The sequence below is a fragment of the Pseudochelatococcus lubricantis genome (genome assembly GCF_011762225.1).
Lineage (GTDB): Bacteria > Pseudomonadota > Alphaproteobacteria > Rhizobiales > Beijerinckiaceae > Pseudochelatococcus > Pseudochelatococcus lubricantis.
Window position 1 is genome coordinate 225,937 of the sequence record NZ_JAASQI010000004.1, and the last position, 19,110, is coordinate 245,046.

Annotated in this window: 20 protein-coding genes; 9 read left to right on the forward strand and 11 right to left on the reverse strand. The window is 67.5% G+C overall.

What is annotated here, in order from left to right; all coding sequences use genetic code 11:
* Positions 1-7: 7 nt before the first annotated feature.
* The 7 genes from rfbA to FHS82_RS10355 form a co-directional block, all read right to left on the reverse strand.
* Positions 8-877: a glucose-1-phosphate thymidylyltransferase RfbA gene (gene rfbA, locus FHS82_RS10325; RefSeq protein WP_166952030.1), complete on the reverse strand. Its 870-nt coding sequence runs from the start codon at positions 875-877 to the stop codon at positions 8-10.
* A 78-nt stretch (positions 878-955) separates the two neighbouring features.
* A complete protein-coding gene (rfbD, locus tag FHS82_RS10330) occupies positions 956-1,855 on the reverse strand; it encodes a dTDP-4-dehydrorhamnose reductase (protein ID WP_166952033.1) in 900 nt (299 codons plus the stop codon).
* Entirely contained in the window at positions 1,855-2,922 is a 1,068-nt protein-coding gene (gene rfbB / locus FHS82_RS10335) for a dTDP-glucose 4,6-dehydratase (RefSeq protein ID WP_166952035.1), read from the reverse strand. Before rfbB ends, rfbD begins: the two co-directional genes overlap by 1 nt.
* A gap of 4 nt (positions 2,923-2,926) precedes the next feature.
* Entirely contained in the window at positions 2,927-3,490 is a 564-nt protein-coding gene (gene rfbC / locus FHS82_RS10340) for a dTDP-4-dehydrorhamnose 3,5-epimerase (protein WP_343042552.1), read from the reverse strand.
* Positions 3,491-3,560: 70 nt separating this feature from the next.
* Positions 3,561-4,496: a metal ABC transporter permease gene (locus FHS82_RS10345; protein ID WP_166952040.1), complete on the reverse strand. Its 936-nt coding sequence runs from the start codon at positions 4,494-4,496 to the stop codon at positions 3,561-3,563.
* Between the two features lies 1 nt (position 4,497).
* Entirely contained in the window at positions 4,498-5,703 is a 1,206-nt protein-coding gene (locus FHS82_RS10350; protein ID WP_166952042.1) for a metal ABC transporter permease, read from the reverse strand.
* A 13-nt stretch (positions 5,704-5,716) separates the two neighbouring features.
* Positions 5,717-6,541 carry a metal ABC transporter ATP-binding protein gene (locus FHS82_RS10355; RefSeq protein ID WP_166952044.1) on the reverse strand — a complete coding sequence of 275 codons (825 nt, stop codon included), beginning with the start codon at positions 6,539-6,541 and terminating at the stop codon, positions 5,717-5,719.
* Between the two features lie 210 nt (positions 6,542-6,751).
* Between FHS82_RS10355 and FHS82_RS10360 the strand changes: the two genes are divergently transcribed.
* The 5 genes from FHS82_RS10360 (at position 6,752) to FHS82_RS10380 (ending at position 10,785) form a co-directional block, all read left to right on the forward strand.
* Positions 6,752-8,215 carry an alkaline phosphatase gene (locus FHS82_RS10360; RefSeq protein ID WP_166952046.1) on the forward strand — a complete coding sequence of 488 codons (1,464 nt, stop codon included), beginning with the start codon at positions 6,752-6,754 and terminating at the stop codon, positions 8,213-8,215.
* Between the two features lie 80 nt (positions 8,216-8,295).
* The gene (locus FHS82_RS10365) at positions 8,296-8,748 is read left to right on the forward strand and encodes a hypothetical protein (protein ID WP_166952048.1); all 453 of its coding nucleotides are present in this window, start codon (positions 8,296-8,298) and stop codon (positions 8,746-8,748) included.
* 24 nt (positions 8,749-8,772) lie between these two features.
* Positions 8,773-8,973 carry a hypothetical protein gene (locus tag FHS82_RS10370; protein WP_166952050.1) on the forward strand — a complete coding sequence of 67 codons (201 nt, stop codon included), beginning with the start codon at positions 8,773-8,775 and terminating at the stop codon, positions 8,971-8,973.
* 192 nt (positions 8,974-9,165) lie between these two features.
* Entirely contained in the window at positions 9,166-10,098 is a 933-nt protein-coding gene (locus tag FHS82_RS10375) for a ring-cleaving dioxygenase (RefSeq protein WP_166952052.1), read from the forward strand.
* A 51-nt stretch (positions 10,099-10,149) separates the two neighbouring features.
* Complete coding sequence (locus FHS82_RS10380; RefSeq protein ID WP_166952055.1) at positions 10,150-10,785, forward strand: alpha/beta hydrolase; 636 nt, start codon at positions 10,150-10,152, stop codon at positions 10,783-10,785.
* 59 nt (positions 10,786-10,844) lie between these two features.
* Here the strand turns inward: FHS82_RS10380 and FHS82_RS10385 are convergent, their stop codons facing one another.
* Positions 10,845-11,762 carry a LysR family transcriptional regulator gene (locus tag FHS82_RS10385; protein WP_166952058.1) on the reverse strand — a complete coding sequence of 306 codons (918 nt, stop codon included), beginning with the start codon at positions 11,760-11,762 and terminating at the stop codon, positions 10,845-10,847.
* 377 nt (positions 11,763-12,139) lie between these two features.
* On the opposite strand from FHS82_RS10385, the gene FHS82_RS10390 reads away from it, so the two are divergent.
* Positions 12,140-13,936 carry an ABC transporter ATP-binding protein gene (locus FHS82_RS10390; RefSeq protein ID WP_166952061.1) on the forward strand — a complete coding sequence of 599 codons (1,797 nt, stop codon included), beginning with the start codon at positions 12,140-12,142 and terminating at the stop codon, positions 13,934-13,936.
* Positions 13,937-14,257: 321 nt separating this feature from the next.
* Positions 14,258-14,914 carry an O-methyltransferase gene (locus tag FHS82_RS10395; RefSeq protein WP_166952064.1) on the forward strand — a complete coding sequence of 219 codons (657 nt, stop codon included), beginning with the start codon at positions 14,258-14,260 and terminating at the stop codon, positions 14,912-14,914.
* A gap of 4 nt (positions 14,915-14,918) precedes the next feature.
* Here FHS82_RS10395 and FHS82_RS10400 read toward each other — a convergent pair whose 3' ends face one another.
* Together FHS82_RS10400 and FHS82_RS10405 are read right to left on the reverse strand one after the other, a co-directional pair.
* Positions 14,919-16,112, reverse strand: coding sequence for an MFS transporter (locus tag FHS82_RS10400; RefSeq protein WP_166952565.1), 1,194 nt, complete (start codon positions 16,110-16,112; stop codon positions 14,919-14,921).
* Positions 16,113-16,273: 161 nt separating this feature from the next.
* Positions 16,274-16,699, reverse strand: a complete 426-nt coding sequence (locus FHS82_RS10405; protein WP_166952067.1) for an OsmC family protein — start codon at positions 16,697-16,699, stop codon at positions 16,274-16,276.
* A gap of 147 nt (positions 16,700-16,846) precedes the next feature.
* Here FHS82_RS10405 and FHS82_RS10410 point away from each other — a divergent pair, with 147 nt between their 5' ends.
* Complete coding sequence (locus FHS82_RS10410) at positions 16,847-17,218, forward strand: DsrE family protein (RefSeq protein ID WP_166952070.1); 372 nt, start codon at positions 16,847-16,849, stop codon at positions 17,216-17,218.
* On the opposite strand, the gene FHS82_RS10415 is transcribed toward FHS82_RS10410, so the two are convergent.
* Positions 17,211-18,074 carry a helix-turn-helix domain-containing protein gene (locus FHS82_RS10415; protein ID WP_166952073.1) on the reverse strand — a complete coding sequence of 288 codons (864 nt, stop codon included), beginning with the start codon at positions 18,072-18,074 and terminating at the stop codon, positions 17,211-17,213. The two genes, FHS82_RS10410 and FHS82_RS10415, sit on opposite strands and share 8 nt — an antisense overlap.
* 69 nt (positions 18,075-18,143) lie before the next feature.
* On the opposite strand from FHS82_RS10415, the gene FHS82_RS10420 reads away from it, so the two are divergent.
* Positions 18,144-19,103: a threonine dehydratase gene (locus FHS82_RS10420; RefSeq protein ID WP_166952075.1), complete on the forward strand. Its 960-nt coding sequence runs from the start codon at positions 18,144-18,146 to the stop codon at positions 19,101-19,103.
* Positions 19,104-19,110 lie beyond the last annotated feature (7 nt).

Consider the following 19,110-nt stretch of genomic DNA (forward strand, 5'->3'; position numbering starts at 1 on the left):
CACCCGTTCAATCCTCGTTGGCGATCTGGATGAGATACTGGCCGTAACCGCTCTTGCCCAATGCCTCGCCCAGCCGGATCAGCGCCTCGCGGTCGATCAGCCCCATTCTGTAGGCGATTTCCTCGGGGCTGGCGATACGCTGTGCCTGCCGCGTCTCCAGCGTGCGCACGAACATCGCGGCATCGATGAGGCTGTCGTGAGTGCCGGTGTCGAGCCAGGCATAGCCGCGGTTCATCTTGCGCACTCTCAGTTGCCCGCGTTCCAGATAGGCGCGGTTGACGTCCGTGATCTCCAGCTCGCCGCGCTGCGAGGGTTTGAGCCCGGCGGCGATCTCGACCACCTGCGCGTCGTAGAAGTACAGCCCGGTCACCGCCCAGTTGGAGCGCGGCCGCTTCGGCTTTTCCTCGATGGTCTCGGCCATGCCCTGCCGGTCGAACGACACGATGCCGTAGCGCTCCGGATCGCTGACATTGTAGGCGAAGATGGTGGCGCCTGCTGTCTCCCGCGCCGCCTCGCCGAGCAGTTTCTGCATCCCGGAGCCGTAGAAGATGTTGTCGCCGAGGATGAGCGCCGACGGGCCGCCGGCGACGAAATCCGCGCCGATGACATAGGCCTGGGCCAGCCCGTCCGGGCTAGGCTGCGCGGCGTAGGAGAACTGCAGCCCCCATTGCGAGCCGTCGCCCAGCAGGCGCTGGAACAGCGGCAGGTCGTAAGGCGTCGAGATAATCAGGATCTCGCGGATGCCCGCCTGCATCAGCACGCTCAGCGGATAATAGATTAATGGCTTGTCGTAGACGGGCATCAACTGTTTCGACGTCACCAGCGTCAGCGGATGCAGCCGCGTTCCCGAGCCGCCTGCCAGAACGATACCCTTCATGAAGCCGACTCTCCGTAGCGTTTTCAGAGAAAGTGGATAACACTTTTTCGGTTCGAAAACCCGTCAAGCGGAATGTTTTCAAGCGGCGCCGTACAGCCGCGCCACGCATCGCGCCAGCGACTGCCGCCAATCGGGCAGGCGAACGCCGTGTAACTGCGCCAGTTTCGTGCCGTCGAGGCGGGAATTTTGCGGGCGGCGCGCCGGCGTCGGATACTCGGCCGTCGTGATCGGCGTCACCCTTGCCCCGCTGCCGCCGAACTGCCGGGCGAGTGCGAAGGTCTCCTCCGCCAGCTGCGCCCATGTCGCCTCGCCCGCGCCGGTGAGATGGAATATCCCGCGCAGGCCGGCGTCGCCGGGGCGCGCCAGCAGGTTCGCGGCCACGGCGATGAGCGCCTCCGCGATGTCGGGCGCGTAGGTGGGGCAGCCGTGCTGGTCGGCGACGACACGCAATTCGTCGCGCGTTTCCGCAAGCCGCAACATGGTGAGCACGAAGTTCTTGCCGTAGGGCGCATAGACCCAGGCCGTGCGCAGGATGACGTGATCGGGCGTCGCCGCCGCCACCGCCTGTTCCCCCGCCAGCTTCGACTTGCCGTAGATGCTGACAGGTCCGGTCGGGTCGTCCTCGCGATAGGGCGACGGCTTCCTGCCGTCGAAAACGTAGTCCGTGGACAGCTGGATGACCGGCACGGACAGCGCACGCGCCGCCGCTGCCACAGCGCCCGCGCCAGCCGCGTTGACGGCGAAGGCGGCCTCGGCCTCCGTCTCGGCGAGGTCGACCGCCGTGAAGGCTGCGGCGTTGACGATCGCATCGGGCCGCGTCTGCGCGAGCGCCGCCTGAACGGTGCCTGGCTCGGCTAGATCGAGTTCCGGCCGGCCGAGACGGATGATCTCGATGCCGCGCGCCGCACCCGTCCTCTCGCCGATCTCCGCGAGCGCGGTAGCGACCTGTCCGTCTCGTCCGGTCACGGCGATGCGCATCAGCCCGCTCCCCCTGTCAGGCCGAGCCGCGTCCCGGCATAGACGTTCTCCCGCAGCGGCTGCCACCACCAGTCGTTATCGAGATACCAGCGCACGGTTCGTTCAAGGCCGCTGTCAAACGTCTCCCGCGCACGCCAGCCGAGTTCCGTCTCCAGCTTCGATGCGTTGATGGCGTAACGCAGGTCGTGGCCAGGCCGGTCCGCCACATGACGGATGAGCTGCGCGTGGGGCGCGCCGGCAGGCACGAGGCGGTCGAGAATGGCGCAGATGGCATGGACGACCTCAAGATTGGTGCGCTCGTTGCGCCCGCCGACATTGTACTTCTCGCCGGCTTGTCCCTCGTTGAGAATCAGCCACAGTGCGCGCGCATGATCCTCCACGAAGAGCCAGTCGCGCACGTTCGCGCCGGCCCCGTAGACGGGCAGCGGCTTGCCGCCGAGCGCGTTGAGGATCATCAGCGGAATGAGCTTTTCGGGGAAGTGATACGGCCCGTAGTTGTTGGAGCAGTTGGACAGCACCACCGGCAGGCCGTAGGTGCGCTGCCAGGCGATCGCCAGATGGTCGGAAGCCGCCTTGGACGCCGAGTAGGGTGAGGACGGGTCGTAGCGTGTCGTCTCGCTGAACAGCCCCTCCGCGCCGAGCGAACCGTAAACCTCGTCGGTCGACACGTGCAGGAAGCGGAAGGCGTCGCGCGTGGCGGCATCCGCCTTCGCCAGATACGCCCGCGCGGCCTCCAGCAGGGTGAAAGTGCCGACGATGTTGGTGTCGATGAAGTCGCGCGCGGCATCGATGGAGCGGTCGACATGGCTTTCCGCCGCCAGATGCATCACACCGTCCGGCCGCACCTGCGCGAAAACCGCGTCCAGCGTCTCGCGGTCGCAGATATCCGCGCGGATGAAGCGATAGCGGGGGCTGTTCTCGATTTCCCGCAGCGAGGCGAGGTTGCCGGCATAGGTCAGCTTGTCGAGGTTGACGACCTCGGCCTGCGTCTCGCGGACAAGATGGCGGCAGACGGCGGAGCCGATGAAGCCCGCCCCGCCCGTCACCAGGATGCGCGCGCGCGTCATGATGTCACGCCGTCCACGCAAAAGGGGCCGGCAGATCGGCAAGGCGCGGCAGGTTGCGGTCCTTGTCGGAAAGGATGGCTTCCGCCGGCGTCACCGGCCAGTCAATGGCGATATCCGGATCGTCGAAGGCGACGCCGGCATCGTGCTCGGCGCTGTAATAGCGCGTGACCTTGTAGGCGACGACCGTGTCGTCCTCCAGCGTGCAGAAACCGTGCAGGAACCCTTCCGGCACCCAGAGCTGCGCGCCCTCCGCCGCATCGAGCCGCGCGGCCACGTGCCGGCCGTAGGTGGGCGAGCCGGCGCGCACGTCCACCGCAACGTCGAGGATCGCCCCCTCCAGCACGCGCACGAGCTTGCCCTGCCCCGCCGGCGGGCGCTGGAAGTGCAGGCCGCGCACCGTGCCCTTGCGGCGGGAGAGCGACTGGTTGTCCTGCACGAAGCCGACATCCGCCACCTGCTCGCGAAACCGCCGGTCCGACCACGTTTCGGAAAAATGGCCGCGCGCGTCCCCGAACCGGTCGGGAATGACGAGCGCGACATCGCGGATATCGAAGGTTCTGACGATCACGGGACCCACCGGGAAAGAGGCGCGCCCACGCGCGCGCCGCTCGATCTATAACGCCCCTTCCGCGCAGGTTTCAAGCACCGCCGTCGGCCGCCTGCATACCACGGCGGTGGCGCCTGGGGCCGACAAGGCAGGCGAGCGCCAGAATCCCGCCGCTCACCGTGGCGATCATGCCGGCGGCGCTGACGCTCGACGCGAAGCCGAGCCACAGCGGCCCGTAGGCCGCAAGCATGTATCCGGCGACGGCGGCAGCCGTGGCGAAGGCGACGCTCCATGCGAGCTGCGGCAGCAGCCGGTCCGTCATCAGGCGCGCGGCGCCCGCCGGGCAGATGAACATGGCCACGACGATGATCGCGCCCACGGCGTCGAACGCCATCACCGCCACAACCGCCACCATCACCACCAGCGCGAAACCGGTAAGGCCGGGGCGTGCGCCCACGCTCTCGGCGAAGCCGGGGTCGAAAGTGCCGATGAACAGCTCCTTCCAGAACAGGGCGATGAAGGCGATCACGGCGGCGAGCGCCAGCGCCAGGCGCGGCACGGGCGGCGGCAGCTCCGCCAGCGCAGCGGGGTCGAGCAGGGAACCCCAGCCGTCCGCCGCGAACCAGACGATGCTCTCCAGATTGCCGTAAAGCGCGTGCTCCACGTCGAGATGCACCTTGCCCGTATCCGTCTGTTCGAGCAGCAGCACGCCGGCCGCGAACAGCGCCGTGAACACCACGCCCATCGCCGCGCCCGGCTCGATACGCCCGGCGCGACGGACGATCTCGATCAGCACCAGCGCGGCGATCGCCGCCGCCCCTGCCCCGAGAAGCATCGCGCCCGCAGCCACCGTGCCCGTGGCGAGATAGGCCAGCACGATGCCCGGCAGGACCACATGGCTCACGGCATCGCCGATAAGCGCCTGCCGACGCAACACGAGAAAATTGCCGAGCAGCGCGCAGGCCACGGAGGTGAGCACGCCCACCACCAGCGGCACCAGACCCAGCATCACGAAATCCGCGCCCATGTCAGGCCGCCCTCAGGTTGCAGCGTTGTTCGAGGTCGCGCACCACATCCGGCGGCAGCGCCTCGTTGATCGGGGTGAGGCCGTGGTAGTCGGCATTCAGGGCCTGGTCGGGAAACAGCTTGCGATAGAGGCCCCACAGCGCTTCCTCGCGGGTTGCCGCGAGCGCCGCCGAGCGCCCTTCGAGCGTGGCCGCGCCGTCCGCGCGGATATAGCCTGCCCGTCGCAGCACCTTGAGCGTCAGCGGATCGTAGATCGGCTCGTCGCGCGCCAACGCCAGCAGGCCCTGACGCTCGTGCACGCGCTTGCGCAGCGCGAGCGTGGTCATCTGCCCGGCCAGAAGCCCGCGCAGCGGCGAGAACACCAGCGAGAACAGGAAGATCGCGAACGATACGAGCACGATCAGCGCGCCCGTCGGCAGCCCCGGCCCCAGCGACGAGACGACCGCGCCGAGATAGGCCGCGACAGCGCCGATGGCGGCGGCGATGAGCACCATCCGCTCCACGCGGTTGGTCCAGAAGCGCGCCGCGACCGGCGGCAGGATGGTGAGCGCCACGATCAGCACCAGCCCCGCCACCTTGAGCCCGATGACGGTGACGGCGAGCACGAGCGCCATCGTGGCAAGGTCGGTCGCCCGCACGTTGACGCCCTGCGTGGCGGCATATTCCTGATCGAAGCACACCAGCGTCAGCGGCCGGCGCAGAACGAAGATGGCGAGGCCGGTGAGCGTGGCGGCGACGGCGATCACCTCCGCCTCGCTGCGCAGCATGCCGGCCGTCGAGCCGAGCAGGAAGCCGCTGATGCCCGCCTGCCGGCCGGTGTCCATCGCCTGGATGACGGTGAGCAGCACGATGCCGAGGCCGAAGAACACCGACAGCACAGCGCCGATGGCGACATCCTCGGTGAGGCGCGTGCGGCGCGTGATCCATTCCACGGCGACGAGGCCAAGGCCGGCGCTGAGTGCGGCGCCCGCGAGCAGGCCGGGCATGAACCGCCCGTCGCCGGTCGCCAGCGCCATGACGATGAAGGCGAGCGCCAGCCCGGGCAGCGTGGCGTGAGAGATGGCATCGCTCACCAGCGAGCGCTTGCGCAGCAGCATGAAGGCGCCGATGGCGCCCGCGCTGGCGCCGAGCACGGCGGCGCCCGCCGTCACCAGCGCCGTGTTGTAGCCCGCTTGCAGAAAAAGCGCGGCGACGAAGGCATCGAGCATCGCGTTCCCCCGTTCACAGCGCCTGCGGCGACGCCGGCGCCACGCCACCGGCGTTCTCGGCCGTCAGCAGCCGTCCGCCGTAGGTTTCCTGAAGGTTATCGATTGTAAAGACCTCGTCGACCGGGCCCGCGGCGACACGGCGCACGTTGATCAGCAGCACGTGGTCGAAGTATTCGGTCACGGTGCCGAGATCGTGGTGCACGCAGATGATGGTCTTGCCGGCCGCCTTGAGATCCTTGAGAACCGCGATGATGGCGCGCTCCGTCACCGCGTCGACGCCTGCGAAGGGCTCGTCCATGATGTAGAGATCGGCCTCCTGTGCCAGTGCCCGCGCGATGAACACGCGCTGCTGCTGGCCGCCGGAGAGCTGGCCGATCTGCCGATCCGCGAAGGCCGCCATGCCCACGCGCTCCAGACAGGCGAGCGCGCTGCGGCGCAGGCGCGTGCCCGCGAACCGGAACAGGCCGAGCCTGCGGTAATAGCCCATCATGACGACGTCGATGACGGTGGCGGGGAAGTCCCAGTCCACGCTGGCGCGCTGCGGCACATAGGCTATTCGCGCCATTGCCTTCTCGCGTGGCAGGCCGAATGCCGTCACCTCACCCGACAGGCGCGGCACGATGCCGAGCGCGGCCTTGATCAGCGTCGACTTGCCGGCCCCGTTGGGACCGATAATTGCAACCATCGCACCCGGCGGCGTCACGAAATCGACCGACAGGACCGCCGGCCGGCCCCCATAGCTCACCGTCAGCCCCGATATGGCGAACGGGCTTTCGACATTCTCACGGGCCAGCTTGCGGCCATCCCTTGCGACAAGTTGGGGCGTTACGGCGTTCATCGTGCGGATCTTCAATCTCCGGAAGACGCACACCGCCTTCCTCTCCCATCAAAGATAGCTTCATCTTCTAAAAATGCAATTGCGAATTAACTGCAATAAAGATGTGGAGTGCATATTCAGTATCCGTCTCCGGCGTCTTCGTTCTGCAATGTTATTACGATACGAAAACCAAAGCGATGGATTGTCCATCCCCGCTTCTGGAGACCGATCATGACCCTTCTCAAGAACATTGCGCTCGGCCTTTGCCTCGCCTCCGCCATGGTGGCCCCGGCCCTTGCGCAGGGCACGCAAGCCAAGGGCCCGCAGGCCAAGAACGTCATCGTGATGATCACGGACGGCGCCGGCATCGAGACGTGGCGCGCGGCGAGCTTCTTCCGCCACGGCGCGCTCGGCCACGAGGTCTATGACGATTTCGATGTCAAGGTCTTCGCCTCGACCTATCCGCTCAACACCTCCAACACACCGACCAACACCCGCGAGGGGGCGGTGACCTTCAATCCGGAGAAGCTGTGGGATAATACAAAGGTTGACAGCGTGTTCGAGGGCAATCTGGGCAGCTTCCCCGGCTTCTTCGCCGGTTATGACTACGCCCGCGCCGACTTCACCGACAGCGCCGCCGCCGCCACGGCGCTCGCTTCGGGAACCAAGACCTACAACAACGCGATCAACTGGTCGAACACCGGCGAAAAGCTGAAGCACATCGGCGAATACGCGGTCGGGTCCGGCCGTTCGCTCGGCGTCATCTCCTCGGTCGAGTGGTCGCACGCCACTCCCGCCGGCTTCCTCGCCCACAACGTCAGCCGCAACGACTACGTCGGAATCGCCAAGGAAATCGTCGACAGCGGCCTGGCCACCGTGGTCCTTGGCAGCGGCCACCCGTATTACAAGGGCGACGGCACCCGCGTCGAGAACCCCGACGACAAGGCCTTCCGCTTCGTCGGCGGCAAGGACACGTGGGAGCGCCTGACCGGCGGCACGACCGACTACGCCCACATCGAGACCAGGGCCGATTTCGAGGCGCTCGCCGAGGGCAAGCTCGACCTCAAGGGCAAGTCGAAGGTGATCGGCACGGCGCAGAACATCCAGACGCTGCAGTTCAACCGCCCGGGCGTCACCGCCGGCAACCTGCTTGAGAACACCCCCGATCTCACGACGATGACCAGAGGTGCGCTCAACATGCTCGAAAAGAACGACAAGGGCTTCTTCCTCATGGTCGAGGGCGGTGCCGTGGACTGGGCCGCGCACGCCAACAACCTGCCGCGCCTGATCGAGGAGCAGATCGACTTCAACGATGCGGTCAAGGCGGTCGTCGACTGGGTCGAGAACAAGAGTTCGTGGGACGAGACACTGGTCATCGTCACCACCGACCACGGCAACGGCCTGCTGCAGGGCCCCGACTCCAACGTCAACGCCTATAGCCCGATCATCAGCCAGGGTGCGGGCGCGCTTCCGCTGGTGCGTTGGAACACGGACAACCACACGCGCGAACTGGTGCCGCTCTACGCGCACGGCGTCGGCGCCGGCTACTTCGTGAAGGCCGCGAAGAAGGATGCGGGCCTCGCCGCCTACAACGTGCCGGAGGAAAACCGCGTCTACGTCGACAACACCGACGTGTTCCGCGCCGCCGCGAATGCCTTCGGCATCGAGGTGCCGGCGAAGGATGCGGGCATCTGACGCCTCCGGCGCTGAACCGCGCGTCCATCATCCGCCGAGGGCCGCCCGCAGCGGCCCTCCCCCTTCCCCGGAGACCGATCATGTCCTTCCGCCGAGGCCTTCTGGCCACTGCCCTGATTTCATTCGCCATCGGCCTGCCCGCCCACGCTGCAGAGGAGGCCAGGCCCCTGACCGCAAGCGGAAAGGCGTGGGCCACCGTCCGCAAGGCCGTCCGGCAGGGCGACACGGTGGCGGTGGAGCTGCGCTTCGAGACCGACTACGCCGGCTATTCGGGCGAGACCATCTATGAAAAGCTGGCCGACGGCGCCATCTACCTGTCGGCGGGCGACACGCGCTTTCCGCTTCTGCGCGAGAACGACAAGCCTGCGGCGCCCGACGAACTCAAGCTCAAGTTCAACTACGACCCGACGAAGAATCCACGAGTCGGCGACTGGAAGGCGCGCTTCGCCGCCCCGCCAGCCGACGCGGCCAATGTCACGCTGACGCTTCCCAACGTCGCGCCCATCGGGCCGATCACGATCAGGAACCCGTGACGCCATAAGAACCGGAGCCATATCATGAGCGAGACCACACGCACCAAGACTTTCCGCGCGCAGGGCGACACCGGCGTCGTCTATACGGTCGTCGAGACGCACACCGGCAGCGAGGCCGGCGAGACGCAGGTCACCTACGCCCTTTCGGACGGCCGCGCGGTCGAAAAGATCGGCGCCGAACAGTTCGAGATCATCGAAACCAGGGAACTGATGACCTGGATCTGAGCTGCGTCACAGGCGGCGGGCCGCCCGGATGCCGGCGGACGGCCCGCAAGTACCCCTCAAATTCCGGAAACGATGCATTTCCATCCTTTCTGTTTCAAACATGCCGATTGATGCCCAAATCACGGTCAACGAAAGACCGGCGCATTGGGCGCCCGGGATGCCCGCGCGGGGCGCGGGGACTGGAGGATCGGAATGCTTAAGCAGATCAGGGGGCTGCACCATGTCACGTCCATGGCTGCGAGCGCCAGCGGCAACAATGCGTTCTTCACGAAGACGCTCGGCCTGCGCCGCGTCAAGAAGACGGTGAACTTCGACGAGCCCAGCGTCTACCACCTCTATTATGGCGATGAGGTGGGCACGCCCGGCACGGTGATGACCTACTTCCCCTTTCCGCACATCGCGCCCGGACGGCCCGGCACCGGCGAGGTCGGCGAAACGGAGTTTTCCGTGCCGAGGGACTCGCTCGGCTACTGGCAGCAGCGGTTGACGGACAGCGGCGCGGCGGGACTGGCGCGGGACGAGGCGTTCGGCGCCCGGCGCCTGCGCTTCCTCGGCCCCGATGACGACGCCTTCGCCCTCGTCGAGACGGACGGCGATGCACGTGCGCCCTGGACGGGCGGCGAGGTGCCCGAGGATACCGCGATCCGCGGCTTCCATGGCGCACGCCTGCGCCTTCGCAACGCCGGCGCCACGGCCGAGCTGCTGCGTTACATGGGCTATGAGCAGGTCGACGCGCGGGGCAACCTGACCCGCTTCGCGATCCCCGGCGGCAACGGCGCCGACAGGATCGATCTGGAAGAATTGCCCTCGGCCTCCAGCGCACATCTGGGGGCGGGCTCCGTCCATCACATCGCCTTCGCGGTGGAGAACCGGGCAGCACAGGCGGAGGTGCGCAAGGCGCTGCTGGATACGGGCTATCAGGTGACGCCGGTGATCGACCGCGACTACTTCTGGGCGATCTACTTCCGCACGCCGGGCGGTGTGCTGTTCGAGGTGGCGACCAACGAACCCGGCTTCGACCGGGACGAGGATACGGCCCATCTCGGCGAGGCGCTGAAGCTGCCCGTGCGCTACGAGCAGCTGCGCGGGCAGATCGAAGCCCATCTCTCCCCTCTCGAAGACTGACCGGCGGGGCCTTCGGGCCCCGCCCCCGTCTCGCATCCCATGGAGGCCACCGTGTCCCTCGATGCCTATTCCCATCTGCGTCACGACCCGGCCCCCGGCGCGCCGCTGGTGTTCGCCTTTCACGGCACCGGCGGGGACGAGCACCAGTTCTTCGGCCTGATCCGAGAGATCCTGCCGGAGGCGGGCATCGTCTCGCCCCGCGGCGACGTTTCAGAGCATGGCGCGAACCGCTTCTTCCGCCGCACCGGCGAAGGCGTCTACGACATGCGGGACCTCGCCGCGCGCACGGAAAAGATGGCCGGATTCGTCGCGGCCCATCGCGCCGCGCATCCGGATGCGCCCGTGGTCGGCCTCGGCTATTCCAACGGCGCCAACATCCTCGCGTCGGTCGTCTTCCATGCGCCGGCGCTGTTCAACAGAGCGGTGCTGATGCACCCGCTCATTCCGTGGACGGCCGTGCCCGATGCGCGGCTCGCGCCGCTCGACGTCCTCATCACGGCGGGCCAGCGCGATCCCATCTGCCCATGGCCACTGTCGCAGGCGCTGATCGATTTCTTCCGCGCGCAGGGCAGCAGCGTCGCCACCAGCATCCACCCCGGCGGCCACGAGGTGCGGCAGAGCGAGCTTGGCGATGTCGAAACCTTCCTCCGGACAACAGCCGGAGGCGGCGCGACGACACCCGGATAGAGCGCGCTCAAAATAAGGAAACGAGAATCTGTTCTGTTTCAACGTAAACGGGACAGATTCTAGTCACCCCGCGCCCAAGGCGCGACGGCCAGCGACTGGGCGAGATAGCCGGTGAGCGCCGTCACGCGCGCGGCACGCGGCCCGCCGGGCGGCAGGACGAGGTTGAGCGCGATACCGCCGATCTCCCATCCGGGCAGGATTTCCTCCAGCCGCCCTTCCGCCAGCTCGTCCCAGACCATGAACTCCGGCTGGAGCGCAAGCCCCTGCCCGGCCAGCAGGGCGGGGGTGAGCGCGTCCGCGTTGTTGGCCCTCACGGGGCCGCGCACGGCCACCGCGCAGTCGCCCTCCGTCTCGTGGTGAAAGCGCCAGACGTCCGGTGAGGGCAGGTTGGTGTAGATCAGGCAGGCGTGCTGCTCCAGCTCGCGCGGATGGCCGGGCCGTCCGTGTTTTTCGAGATAGGCGGGCGTCGCCACGAGCGGCCGGCGCACCGTGCACAGACGGCGCGCCCGCAGGGACGAGTCCATCAGCGCCGCGATCCGCAGCGCGACATCGAAACCGCCGGAAACGATATCGACCTGATGGTCGTCGAGGGACAGTTCGACCGTCACCTGCGGATAGCGTCGCAGAAAACCCGGAATGAGGGGCGCCAGATATTTCGTGCCGAAGGACATGGGCGCGGCAATCCGCACCGGCCCGCGCGGGCTGACGGCGGCGTCCGCCGCCTCCGCCTCCGCCGCCTCGCCCTCTGCCAGGAGGCGCATGGCCCGCTCGCGCATCGCCTCACCGGTGCGTGTCAGAGCGAGGCGCCGGGAGGTGCGGTGCAGCAGCGCGGTCCCGATGCGCGCCTCAAGGCGCGCGATGGCCTTCGATACCGTCGGCTGCGACATGCCGAGCGCCTTCGCCGCCCCGGCGAACGAGCCGGCTTCGGCGACGCGGGCGAACACCGCCCAGGCTTCGAGATCGGGAAGCTTGCTCATGCACGATCCGGAATGAATGGATGGCCGTCGTTTCCGTTTTCAACATCCGATATGTCCGCCCGTCCGCTCCCGTGTCAAGCGGCTCATGTCAAGCGGCGCCGAACAAACCGCTTGCCAGCGCGCGCATGATATGGCACCTGTTGCTGCCATCAGGTTCCGGATGAGACAGGGAGGGCTGGATGATAATCATGACCGTTGTCGCCCTCCCCGAGCCGTCCTTCCACTAGGTTGGAACGTGCCGTGGCCCGCCGCAGGCGCGAGCGTACCGGCCCCTGATCCCTTCAAGACGCTTCCTCCGCGGATGGCGGTCGTACGCCGCCCCGCCACGCTTCCCTGATCAATCTGGAGTCGGCGACCGCGCGGCGCCGAAGAATTCGATGTCCGTTCAAACCTCCACCAGGCGGCCGGAGCCGTTCCGGGCCGTCCTTGCCTTCACTTTCGGTCACTGGGCACGCCAGCCCCTCACCGTTTCCGCCATCGTCGCGGCCATCACGCTGATGACGACGGCCAACCTGTTCGTGCCCGTCTTCGCCGGGCAGCTCGTCGATGCCATAGCGCGGGCCGGGCCGGATGCGACAGAGGTGGCCACGGGGGCGCTGGCGTCCATCGTGGCTGTGGGCGTGCTGGCCGTGGCATTCCGTCATCTGGGCTTCCTCGCCATCACCCGCCTGACGCTGACGACGATGGAGCGGGTGGCGCAGGATGCCTTCGCACGCCTGCAGCGCTTCTCCACGGACTGGCACGCCAACAACTTCGCCGGCTCCACGGTGCGCAAGATCACGCGCGGCATGTGGGCGCTCGACCTGCTCACCGACACCATCCTGATCGCGCTGCTGCCCTCGCTCGTGGTGCTGTTCGGCACGACGATCCTGCTCGCGTGGCGGTGGCCGGCGATGGGGCTCGTCGTGCTCGCAGGCGCGGTGCTTTATGTCGGCGTGACGCTGTTCCTGTCGCTGCGTTTCGTCGCCCCGGCGGCCCGGCTTGCGAATGCGTGGGACACGCGCCTCGGCGGCGCGCTCGCGGACGCCATCTCCTGCAATCCCGTCGTCAAGGCGTTCGGCGCGGAACGGCGCGAGGACGACCGGCTGGCCGTGGTGCTGATGAAATGGCGCAAACGCACCCGCCGCACGTGGGTGCGCGGCACCATGTCGGGCTCCACGCAGGATGTCGTGCTGCTCGCGCTGCAGGCGTCCGTTGTCGGCTTCGTCATCTGGCTGTGGACGCAGGGCCGCGCCACGCCGGGCGACGTTACCTTCGTGCTGACGAGCTACACCGTGGTGCACGGCTATCTGCGCGACGTGGGACAGCATGTCCACAACCTCCAGCGTTCGGTCAACGACATGGAGGAACTCGTGGCCATGCACGCGCTGCCCTACGGCGTCGAGGACAGCGCCGGCGCGGGCGGGATGCGGGTGGGCGCGGGCAGGATCGTCTTCGACGACGTCACCTTCCACTACGCCGGCCACGACGAACCGCTCTACCGCGACTTCTCCGTCACCATCGCGGCGGGCGAAAAAGTCGGCCTCGTCGGACGCTCCGGTTCGGGCAAGACGACGTTCATCAAGCTGATCCAGCGTCTCTACGACGTCACGGGCGGGCGCGTCACCATCGACGGCATCGATATCGCGTCGGTGACACAGTCGAGCTTGCGCGCGAACATCGCCATCGTCCAGCAGGAGCCGGTGCTGTTCCACCGCTCGCTGGCCGAAAACATCGCCTATGGCCGGCCGGGGGCGTCGATGGCGGAGATCGCGCATGCGGCGGGGCTCGCCAACGCCCACGACTTCATCGCCCGCCTGCCCCGGGGCTATGCCACGCTGGTGGGCGAACGCGGCGTGAAACTCTCCGGCGGCGAACGCCAGCGTGTCGCCCTCGCCCGCGCGTTTCTGGCGGATGCGCCGATTCTCATTCTGGACGAGGCAACGTCAAGCCTCGACTCGGAATCGGAGGCGCTGATCCAGCAGGCGATCGAACGGCTGATGCAGGGCCGCACCACAATCGTCATCGCCCACCGGCTCTCCACCGTGCGGGCGATGGACCGCATCCTCGTCTTCGACCGCGGCCGCGTGGTTGAGGAAGGTAGCCACACCGCCCTGCTGGCACGGCCCGATGGCGCCTACAAGGCGCTGTTCGACCGCCAGGTCAGCGAATTCGGCAAGAGCATGGTTGCCTGACGAGCACGGTTGCATGAAAGGCGGCGAGAGATGACGGCGCGATGCCCGCCCCCTCGCCTGCCCGGCCGCAAGAGCATCGGGCCGCAAGAGTACCGGGCCTCACGACGAGATATGTCAGAGTTTTTCTCATTTTGATCGAATCAAAAAGCTAAAAACTCTTGAGCCCGCGCGGCGTTCAAGCGTTGAAAAAGCGAAGCTATTTCTGCCACGGGCAAATGCTGGAGTGTTTCTGTCTTTGACAGAAACACTCTACGATGCACCTGTATTATGCTAGCCGTTATCGTGCCGTCAGCCGGCGGCACAACATTCAGGATGGGCGCAATGACGGACCTCTGGACCGAAGTCGACGACTACCTCATCGACAGGCTCGTTCCCACCGACCCGGTTCTGGACGAGGTGCTGCGCGCCAACGCGGCGGCCGGTCTGCCGGCGATCGATGTCGCACCGAATCAGGGCAGGCTGCTGCACATCTTCGCGCTGATGGTCGGCGCGCGCCGTATTCTGGAAATCGGCACGCTCGGTGCCTACAGCACGATCTGGCTGGCGCGCGCCCTCGGCGAGGGCGGCAGGCTGGTGACGCTGGAGGCCGATGCGGCGCACGCCGCCGTGGCGCGGGAGAATATCGGCAGGGCCGGCCTGCAGGACGTCGTGGACCTGCGCGTCGGCCCGGCGCTCGAAACCCTGCCGCAGCTCGCCGGGGAAGCGCCGTTCGACCTCGTCTTCGTCGACGCTGACAAGGAGAACAACCCGGCCTATCTCGAATGGGCGCTCAGGCTCTCCCGCCCCGGCACCGTCATCATCTGCGACAATGTCGTGCGCGACGGGGCAATCGCCGATCCAGACAGCCCGGACCCTCGCGTGCAGGGTACTCGCCGGTTCTTCGACATGGTCGCGGCCGAACCCCGTCTGGTGGCGAGCGCGATCCAGACCGTCGGCGGCAAGGGATGGGACGGCTTCGCCATCGCCGTCGTGAGATAGGCCGTCAGGTCGCCCGCACCGCGGGCAGCCGCCACAGCAGCGGCACGAGCACGAGGGCGACCGCCGGAAACACCAGCCAGTTGATCAGCTCCCATCCGGAGGCCGTCAGCAGGGTGCCGGCGGAGAACGAGGCGGCGGCGACCGTGCCGAAGATCAGGAAATCGTTGACGCCCTGCACCCGCCCGCGTTCCTCCGGTGTGTGGCAGTCCGTCACCATGGCGGTGGCGCCGATGAAGCCGAAGTTCCAGCCCACGCCGAGCAGGATGAGCGAAATCCAGAAGTGGGCGAGTTCCAGCCCCATCAGCGCCACCGCGCCGGAAGCCGCGATAAGCAGCAGGCCGAGTGCCGTCACCCGCTCCTTGCCGAAGCGGGTCATGAGGTTGCCCGTGACGAAACTCGGCGCGAACATCGCCAGCACATGCCACTGGATGCCGAGCGCCGCCTCCCCCACCGTGAAGCCGCAGCCGACCATGGCGATCGGCGCCGCCGTCATCACGAAACTCATCAGCGCATAGGATACGATACCCGCGGCGATAGCCAGCATCAGGCGTGGCGAGAGCAGGAGTTCGCGCAACGAGCGGCCGTTGGCGGCATGCGCGGCGCCCGCCGGCGCGGACGAGGCCGGCGGCGTGCGCAGCAGCGTGAGCACCGGCAGTGCCAGCAGCGCCAGCGCCGACTGGCTGAGGAAGCTTCCCGCGAAAGGCGCGGCGGGAAAGGCATCGCGCGTCCAGATGACGAGCTGCGGCCCGATCACCGCCGCCGCGAGACCGCCGATCATCACCCACGAGATGGCCTTGGCCTTGAGCGCGCCCGTCGCCGCGTCGGCCGCCGCGAAGCGGTAGCTCTGCACATACGCGCCATAGAAACCGGCCATGAAGGTGCCGAGACAGAAGACCACGAAGGCGGCCAGCACGATGCCGAGCGTCGCCACCAGCCCCGAGAACACGCCGATGGCCGCGCCGAGCAGATAGCCGCTCCGCCGCCCGAAACGGCGCATGATGAGGGCGGCCGGGATGGTGCCCATGGCGAGGCCCAGGCTGTAGAGGCTCACCGGCAGCGTCGCCAGCGCGGCGTCGGGCGACAGCATCTGGCCGACGATACCGCCGAGCGAGATGATGATCGGCGGCCCCGCCGCACCGAGTGACTGCGCCAGCGTAAGGACAAGAATGTTTCTGCGCGCCAGCGCCTCTGCCGCCATAATGGTCTCTCTCACCCGATGCGCGTTCGTGAGGCCATCGAAGCGGCTGACGGAACGCCAGAAATCCCCTCCGGACATCAGACCGGAAAACGGACACCGTTTCCCGGAAAATTCGATGCACCGCTCAAGCGATGACGCTGTGGCCCGGTTCGCCTCCCTATTTACCCTGCAATTGATGTGATTTCCATGCCTGTTTCCAGCGCCAGGCTGACCGGACACCTTTCGGCGATCGCCATCAGCGCCGCGCGCTGCTCGTCGTCCAGCGCGCCGGCGAGGGAGATCGTACGCTCCACCGCATGCCGCACGCCGCCTTCGCCGCCCGTGGCGGCGCGGACGTGACGCACCGAGACACGCACGTCGTCGAGCGGCCACTTCTTCCGGTTCGCGTACATGCGGATCGTCATCACCGTGCAGGCCCCGATGCCGGCGAGCACGAACTCGAACGGATCCGGCCCCGTATTGTGCCCGCCCACGGCGCCGGGCTCGTCCGCACCCATGATGTGCTGACCGATGCTGACGAACTGACCATAAGGCCCGTGACCGCTTTCCTGCACGAGAACGACATTGCGGTTTTCGACGGCTGACATGGTGGCTCCTTCCCTCGCGTGACTGCCGATTTTGTTTCATATATTTGATTGCAAAAATACGCAATATATATTACGAAACGAATATTCCGGCCATGCAGGAGACAACCGGCCGGACAGCGCTCCAACGCCCGACGAGGACAACGCATCATGAAAACTGCCGAATTCGTCGCCACGATTTTCGATGGCGCAGGCAACCCGGAGAAGGTGACCGTCGCCTTCACCATGGCGGTGAACGCGCTGACGAAGGGTCACAGCGCCGTCATCATCCTGATGGTCGAGGCGGTGCAACTCGGCAAGCCCGACGCGACGCAGGGCATGGCCATCGGCGCGCCCTTCGAGCCCGTCAGCGACCTGCTGCGGAAGTTCCTCGACGGCGGCGGCCGCATCGCCATCTGCGGTTCCTGCATGATTCACAACGGCCTCGACGCCGCGCAAATGGACCCGCGCTACACCATCATCACGGCTGCGGACGTGGTCGATCTGCTGATGAACGCCAGAGGCTCGCTGCAAATCACCTGAGCCGCCCGCCGCCATCCGGCGCGTGCCGCCGCCGGAATTCTGCCGGCGAAATGCCAAGCCGCTCGCGGAACGTCGCCGTCATGTGCGCGTGCGACGAGAAGCCCGCCGCGAGGGCGATCCCGGCGAGCCCCTGGCGGGATGTCAGCAACAGCCGGCGCGCCCGCGCGATGCGGCGGTCGATGACATAGCTGTGCGGGCTGCGCGCGGTCGCCGCCCGGAACGCGCGGGTGAAGAAGCCGGCGGAAAGGCCGAGCGCGGATGCGAGGTCTTCCACCGCCAGCGGCCCGTCGAGACGCGCCTCGATCATGTCGCTGACGGTGCGCAGCCGCGCCGGCGTCATCCAGCGCTCTGCCGCGCGGCGGCACGGCGCCGGAAAGGCCTGAAGCGCCACCCGCTCCAGCAGGTCGTGCACACCCTCCTCAACAAGCAGCGGCTCGACGGCTTCCTCCAGCAGGCGGGCGCGCAGCCGATGCGCCGCCGCGACGGCGGCGGGCAGAATGGCATCGGTGAAACGTGCGGCGTTCGCGAGCGGCGTTTCAGGCGACGACTGCAGCGCCACGACGAGATATTCGCCGCCCTCGGGCGAACGGGAATAGACGTCGCAGCCTCTCGGCACAAAGGCCACGCTGTTGGGGCGCGTGTGGAACGCGCTCGGCCGGTCGCTGCCGAAAGCATGCACACCCCGCTGCAGATCGAACGCGAAACCGACGCCGTCCGTCTCCGCCACGTAGCGGGCTTCGTAGGGGCGGGCGGGCAGCAGTTCGAGGCGCGCGCCGCCGCAGACGAACAACCGCGCCGGCTCGCCCGCCGGGAGACGGCCCGCCCCGCCACGAGATGCCCTGTCATTCGATGTCATTTTTCTGAAAGACCGGCCAACGACACGACGCCACATTCGGCGCGAGACACACCCTATCCGGAAACCGTCATGTTTGGCAAAAACGATCTCATCGAGGCGGCGAGCCTCGTCTACCGGCACATGCCGCCCACGCCGCAGTATAGCTGGCCGCTCCTCGACGAATGCACCGGCGCGACTGTCATCGTCAAGCACGAGAACCATACGCCGACGGGCGCCTTCAAGGTGCGCGGCGGCATCACCTTCATCGACTGGGTGAAGCGCACGCAGCCCGGCGTGCAAGGCATCGTCACCGCCACGCGCGGCAACCACGGCCAGAGCCAGGCGCGCGCCGCGACCGCCGCCGGGTTGCGGGCGACCATCGTCGTGCCCCACGGCAACTCGCCCGGCAAGAACGCGGCCATGCGTGCGTTCGGCGCGGATGTCGTCACCTTCGGCGCGGATTTCGATGCCGCGCGCGGCGAGGCTGCCCGGCTCGCATCAAGCGAAAATCTCTTCCCGGTGCCGCCGTTTCACCGGGAGATCGTGCGCGGCGTCGCCAGCTATGCGCTGGAGCTGTTCGCAGCCGCAACTGACCTCGATACCGTCTACGTGCCCGTAGGCTGCGGCTCCGGCATCTGCGGCGTGATCGCCGCGCGCGATGCGCTCGGCCTGCGGACAAAGGTGGTGGGCGTGGTGTCGACCGAGGCCGCGGGGGCCAAGCTGTCGTTCGAGAGCGGGCGGCTCACGGCGACAGACTCCGCCGACACCATTGCGGACGGACTCGCCGTCCGGACGCCCGTGGAAGAGGCATTCGCCATCTACGCGAGAGGCGCGGACCGGATCGTGGCCGTCAGCGATGACGAAGTGCGCGAGGCCATCCGCATCCTGTTCACCGCCACCCATAACGTGGCGGAGGGCGCGGGCGCGGCGGCCCTCGCCGCGCTGCTTCAGGAAAAGGAAAAGATGCGCGGCAGGAAAGTCGGGGTCGTGCTGTCGGGCGGCAACATCGATGCGCCCCTCCTTGCCGATATCCTGCAGGGTGCGGCGTAACGGCGGC

What these genes read in the sequence shown, in the direction of transcription:
- rfbA (WP_166952030.1), bottom strand. Translation starts at nt 877, where the DNA reads ATGAAGGGTATCGTTCTGGCAGGCGGCTCGGGAACGCGGCTGCATCCG.
- rfbD (WP_166952033.1), bottom strand. Translation starts at nt 1,855, where the DNA reads ATGCGCATCGCCGTGACCGGACGAGACGGACAGGTCGCTACCGCGCTC.
- rfbB (WP_166952035.1), bottom strand. Translation starts at nt 2,922, where the DNA reads ATGACGCGCGCGCGCATCCTGGTGACGGGCGGGGCGGGCTTCATCGGC.
- FHS82_RS10345 (WP_166952040.1), bottom strand. Translation starts at nt 4,496, where the DNA reads ATGGGCGCGGATTTCGTGATGCTGGGTCTGGTGCCGCTGGTGGTGGGC.
- FHS82_RS10350 (WP_166952042.1), bottom strand. Translation starts at nt 5,703, where the DNA reads ATGCTCGATGCCTTCGTCGCCGCGCTTTTTCTGCAAGCGGGCTACAAC.
- FHS82_RS10355 (WP_166952044.1), bottom strand. Translation starts at nt 6,541, where the DNA reads ATGAACGCCGTAACGCCCCAACTTGTCGCAAGGGATGGCCGCAAGCTG.
- FHS82_RS10360 (WP_166952046.1), top strand. Translation starts at nt 6,752, where the DNA reads ATGACCCTTCTCAAGAACATTGCGCTCGGCCTTTGCCTCGCCTCCGCC.
- FHS82_RS10365 (WP_166952048.1), top strand. Translation starts at nt 8,296, where the DNA reads ATGTCCTTCCGCCGAGGCCTTCTGGCCACTGCCCTGATTTCATTCGCC.
- FHS82_RS10370 (WP_166952050.1), top strand. Translation starts at nt 8,773, where the DNA reads ATGAGCGAGACCACACGCACCAAGACTTTCCGCGCGCAGGGCGACACC.
- FHS82_RS10375 (WP_166952052.1), top strand. Translation starts at nt 9,166, where the DNA reads ATGCTTAAGCAGATCAGGGGGCTGCACCATGTCACGTCCATGGCTGCG.
- FHS82_RS10385 (WP_166952058.1), bottom strand. Translation starts at nt 11,762, where the DNA reads ATGAGCAAGCTTCCCGATCTCGAAGCCTGGGCGGTGTTCGCCCGCGTC.
- FHS82_RS10390 (WP_166952061.1), top strand. Translation starts at nt 12,140, where the DNA reads ATGTCCGTTCAAACCTCCACCAGGCGGCCGGAGCCGTTCCGGGCCGTC.
- FHS82_RS10395 (WP_166952064.1), top strand. Translation starts at nt 14,258, where the DNA reads ATGACGGACCTCTGGACCGAAGTCGACGACTACCTCATCGACAGGCTC.
- FHS82_RS10400 (WP_166952565.1), bottom strand. Translation starts at nt 16,112, where the DNA reads ATGGCGGCAGAGGCGCTGGCGCGCAGAAACATTCTTGTCCTTACGCTG.
- FHS82_RS10405 (WP_166952067.1), bottom strand. Translation starts at nt 16,699, where the DNA reads ATGTCAGCCGTCGAAAACCGCAATGTCGTTCTCGTGCAGGAAAGCGGT.
- FHS82_RS10410 (WP_166952070.1), top strand. Translation starts at nt 16,847, where the DNA reads ATGAAAACTGCCGAATTCGTCGCCACGATTTTCGATGGCGCAGGCAAC.
- FHS82_RS10415 (WP_166952073.1), bottom strand. Translation starts at nt 18,074, where the DNA reads ATGACATCGAATGACAGGGCATCTCGTGGCGGGGCGGGCCGTCTCCCG.
- FHS82_RS10420 (WP_166952075.1), top strand. Translation starts at nt 18,144, where the DNA reads ATGTTTGGCAAAAACGATCTCATCGAGGCGGCGAGCCTCGTCTACCGG.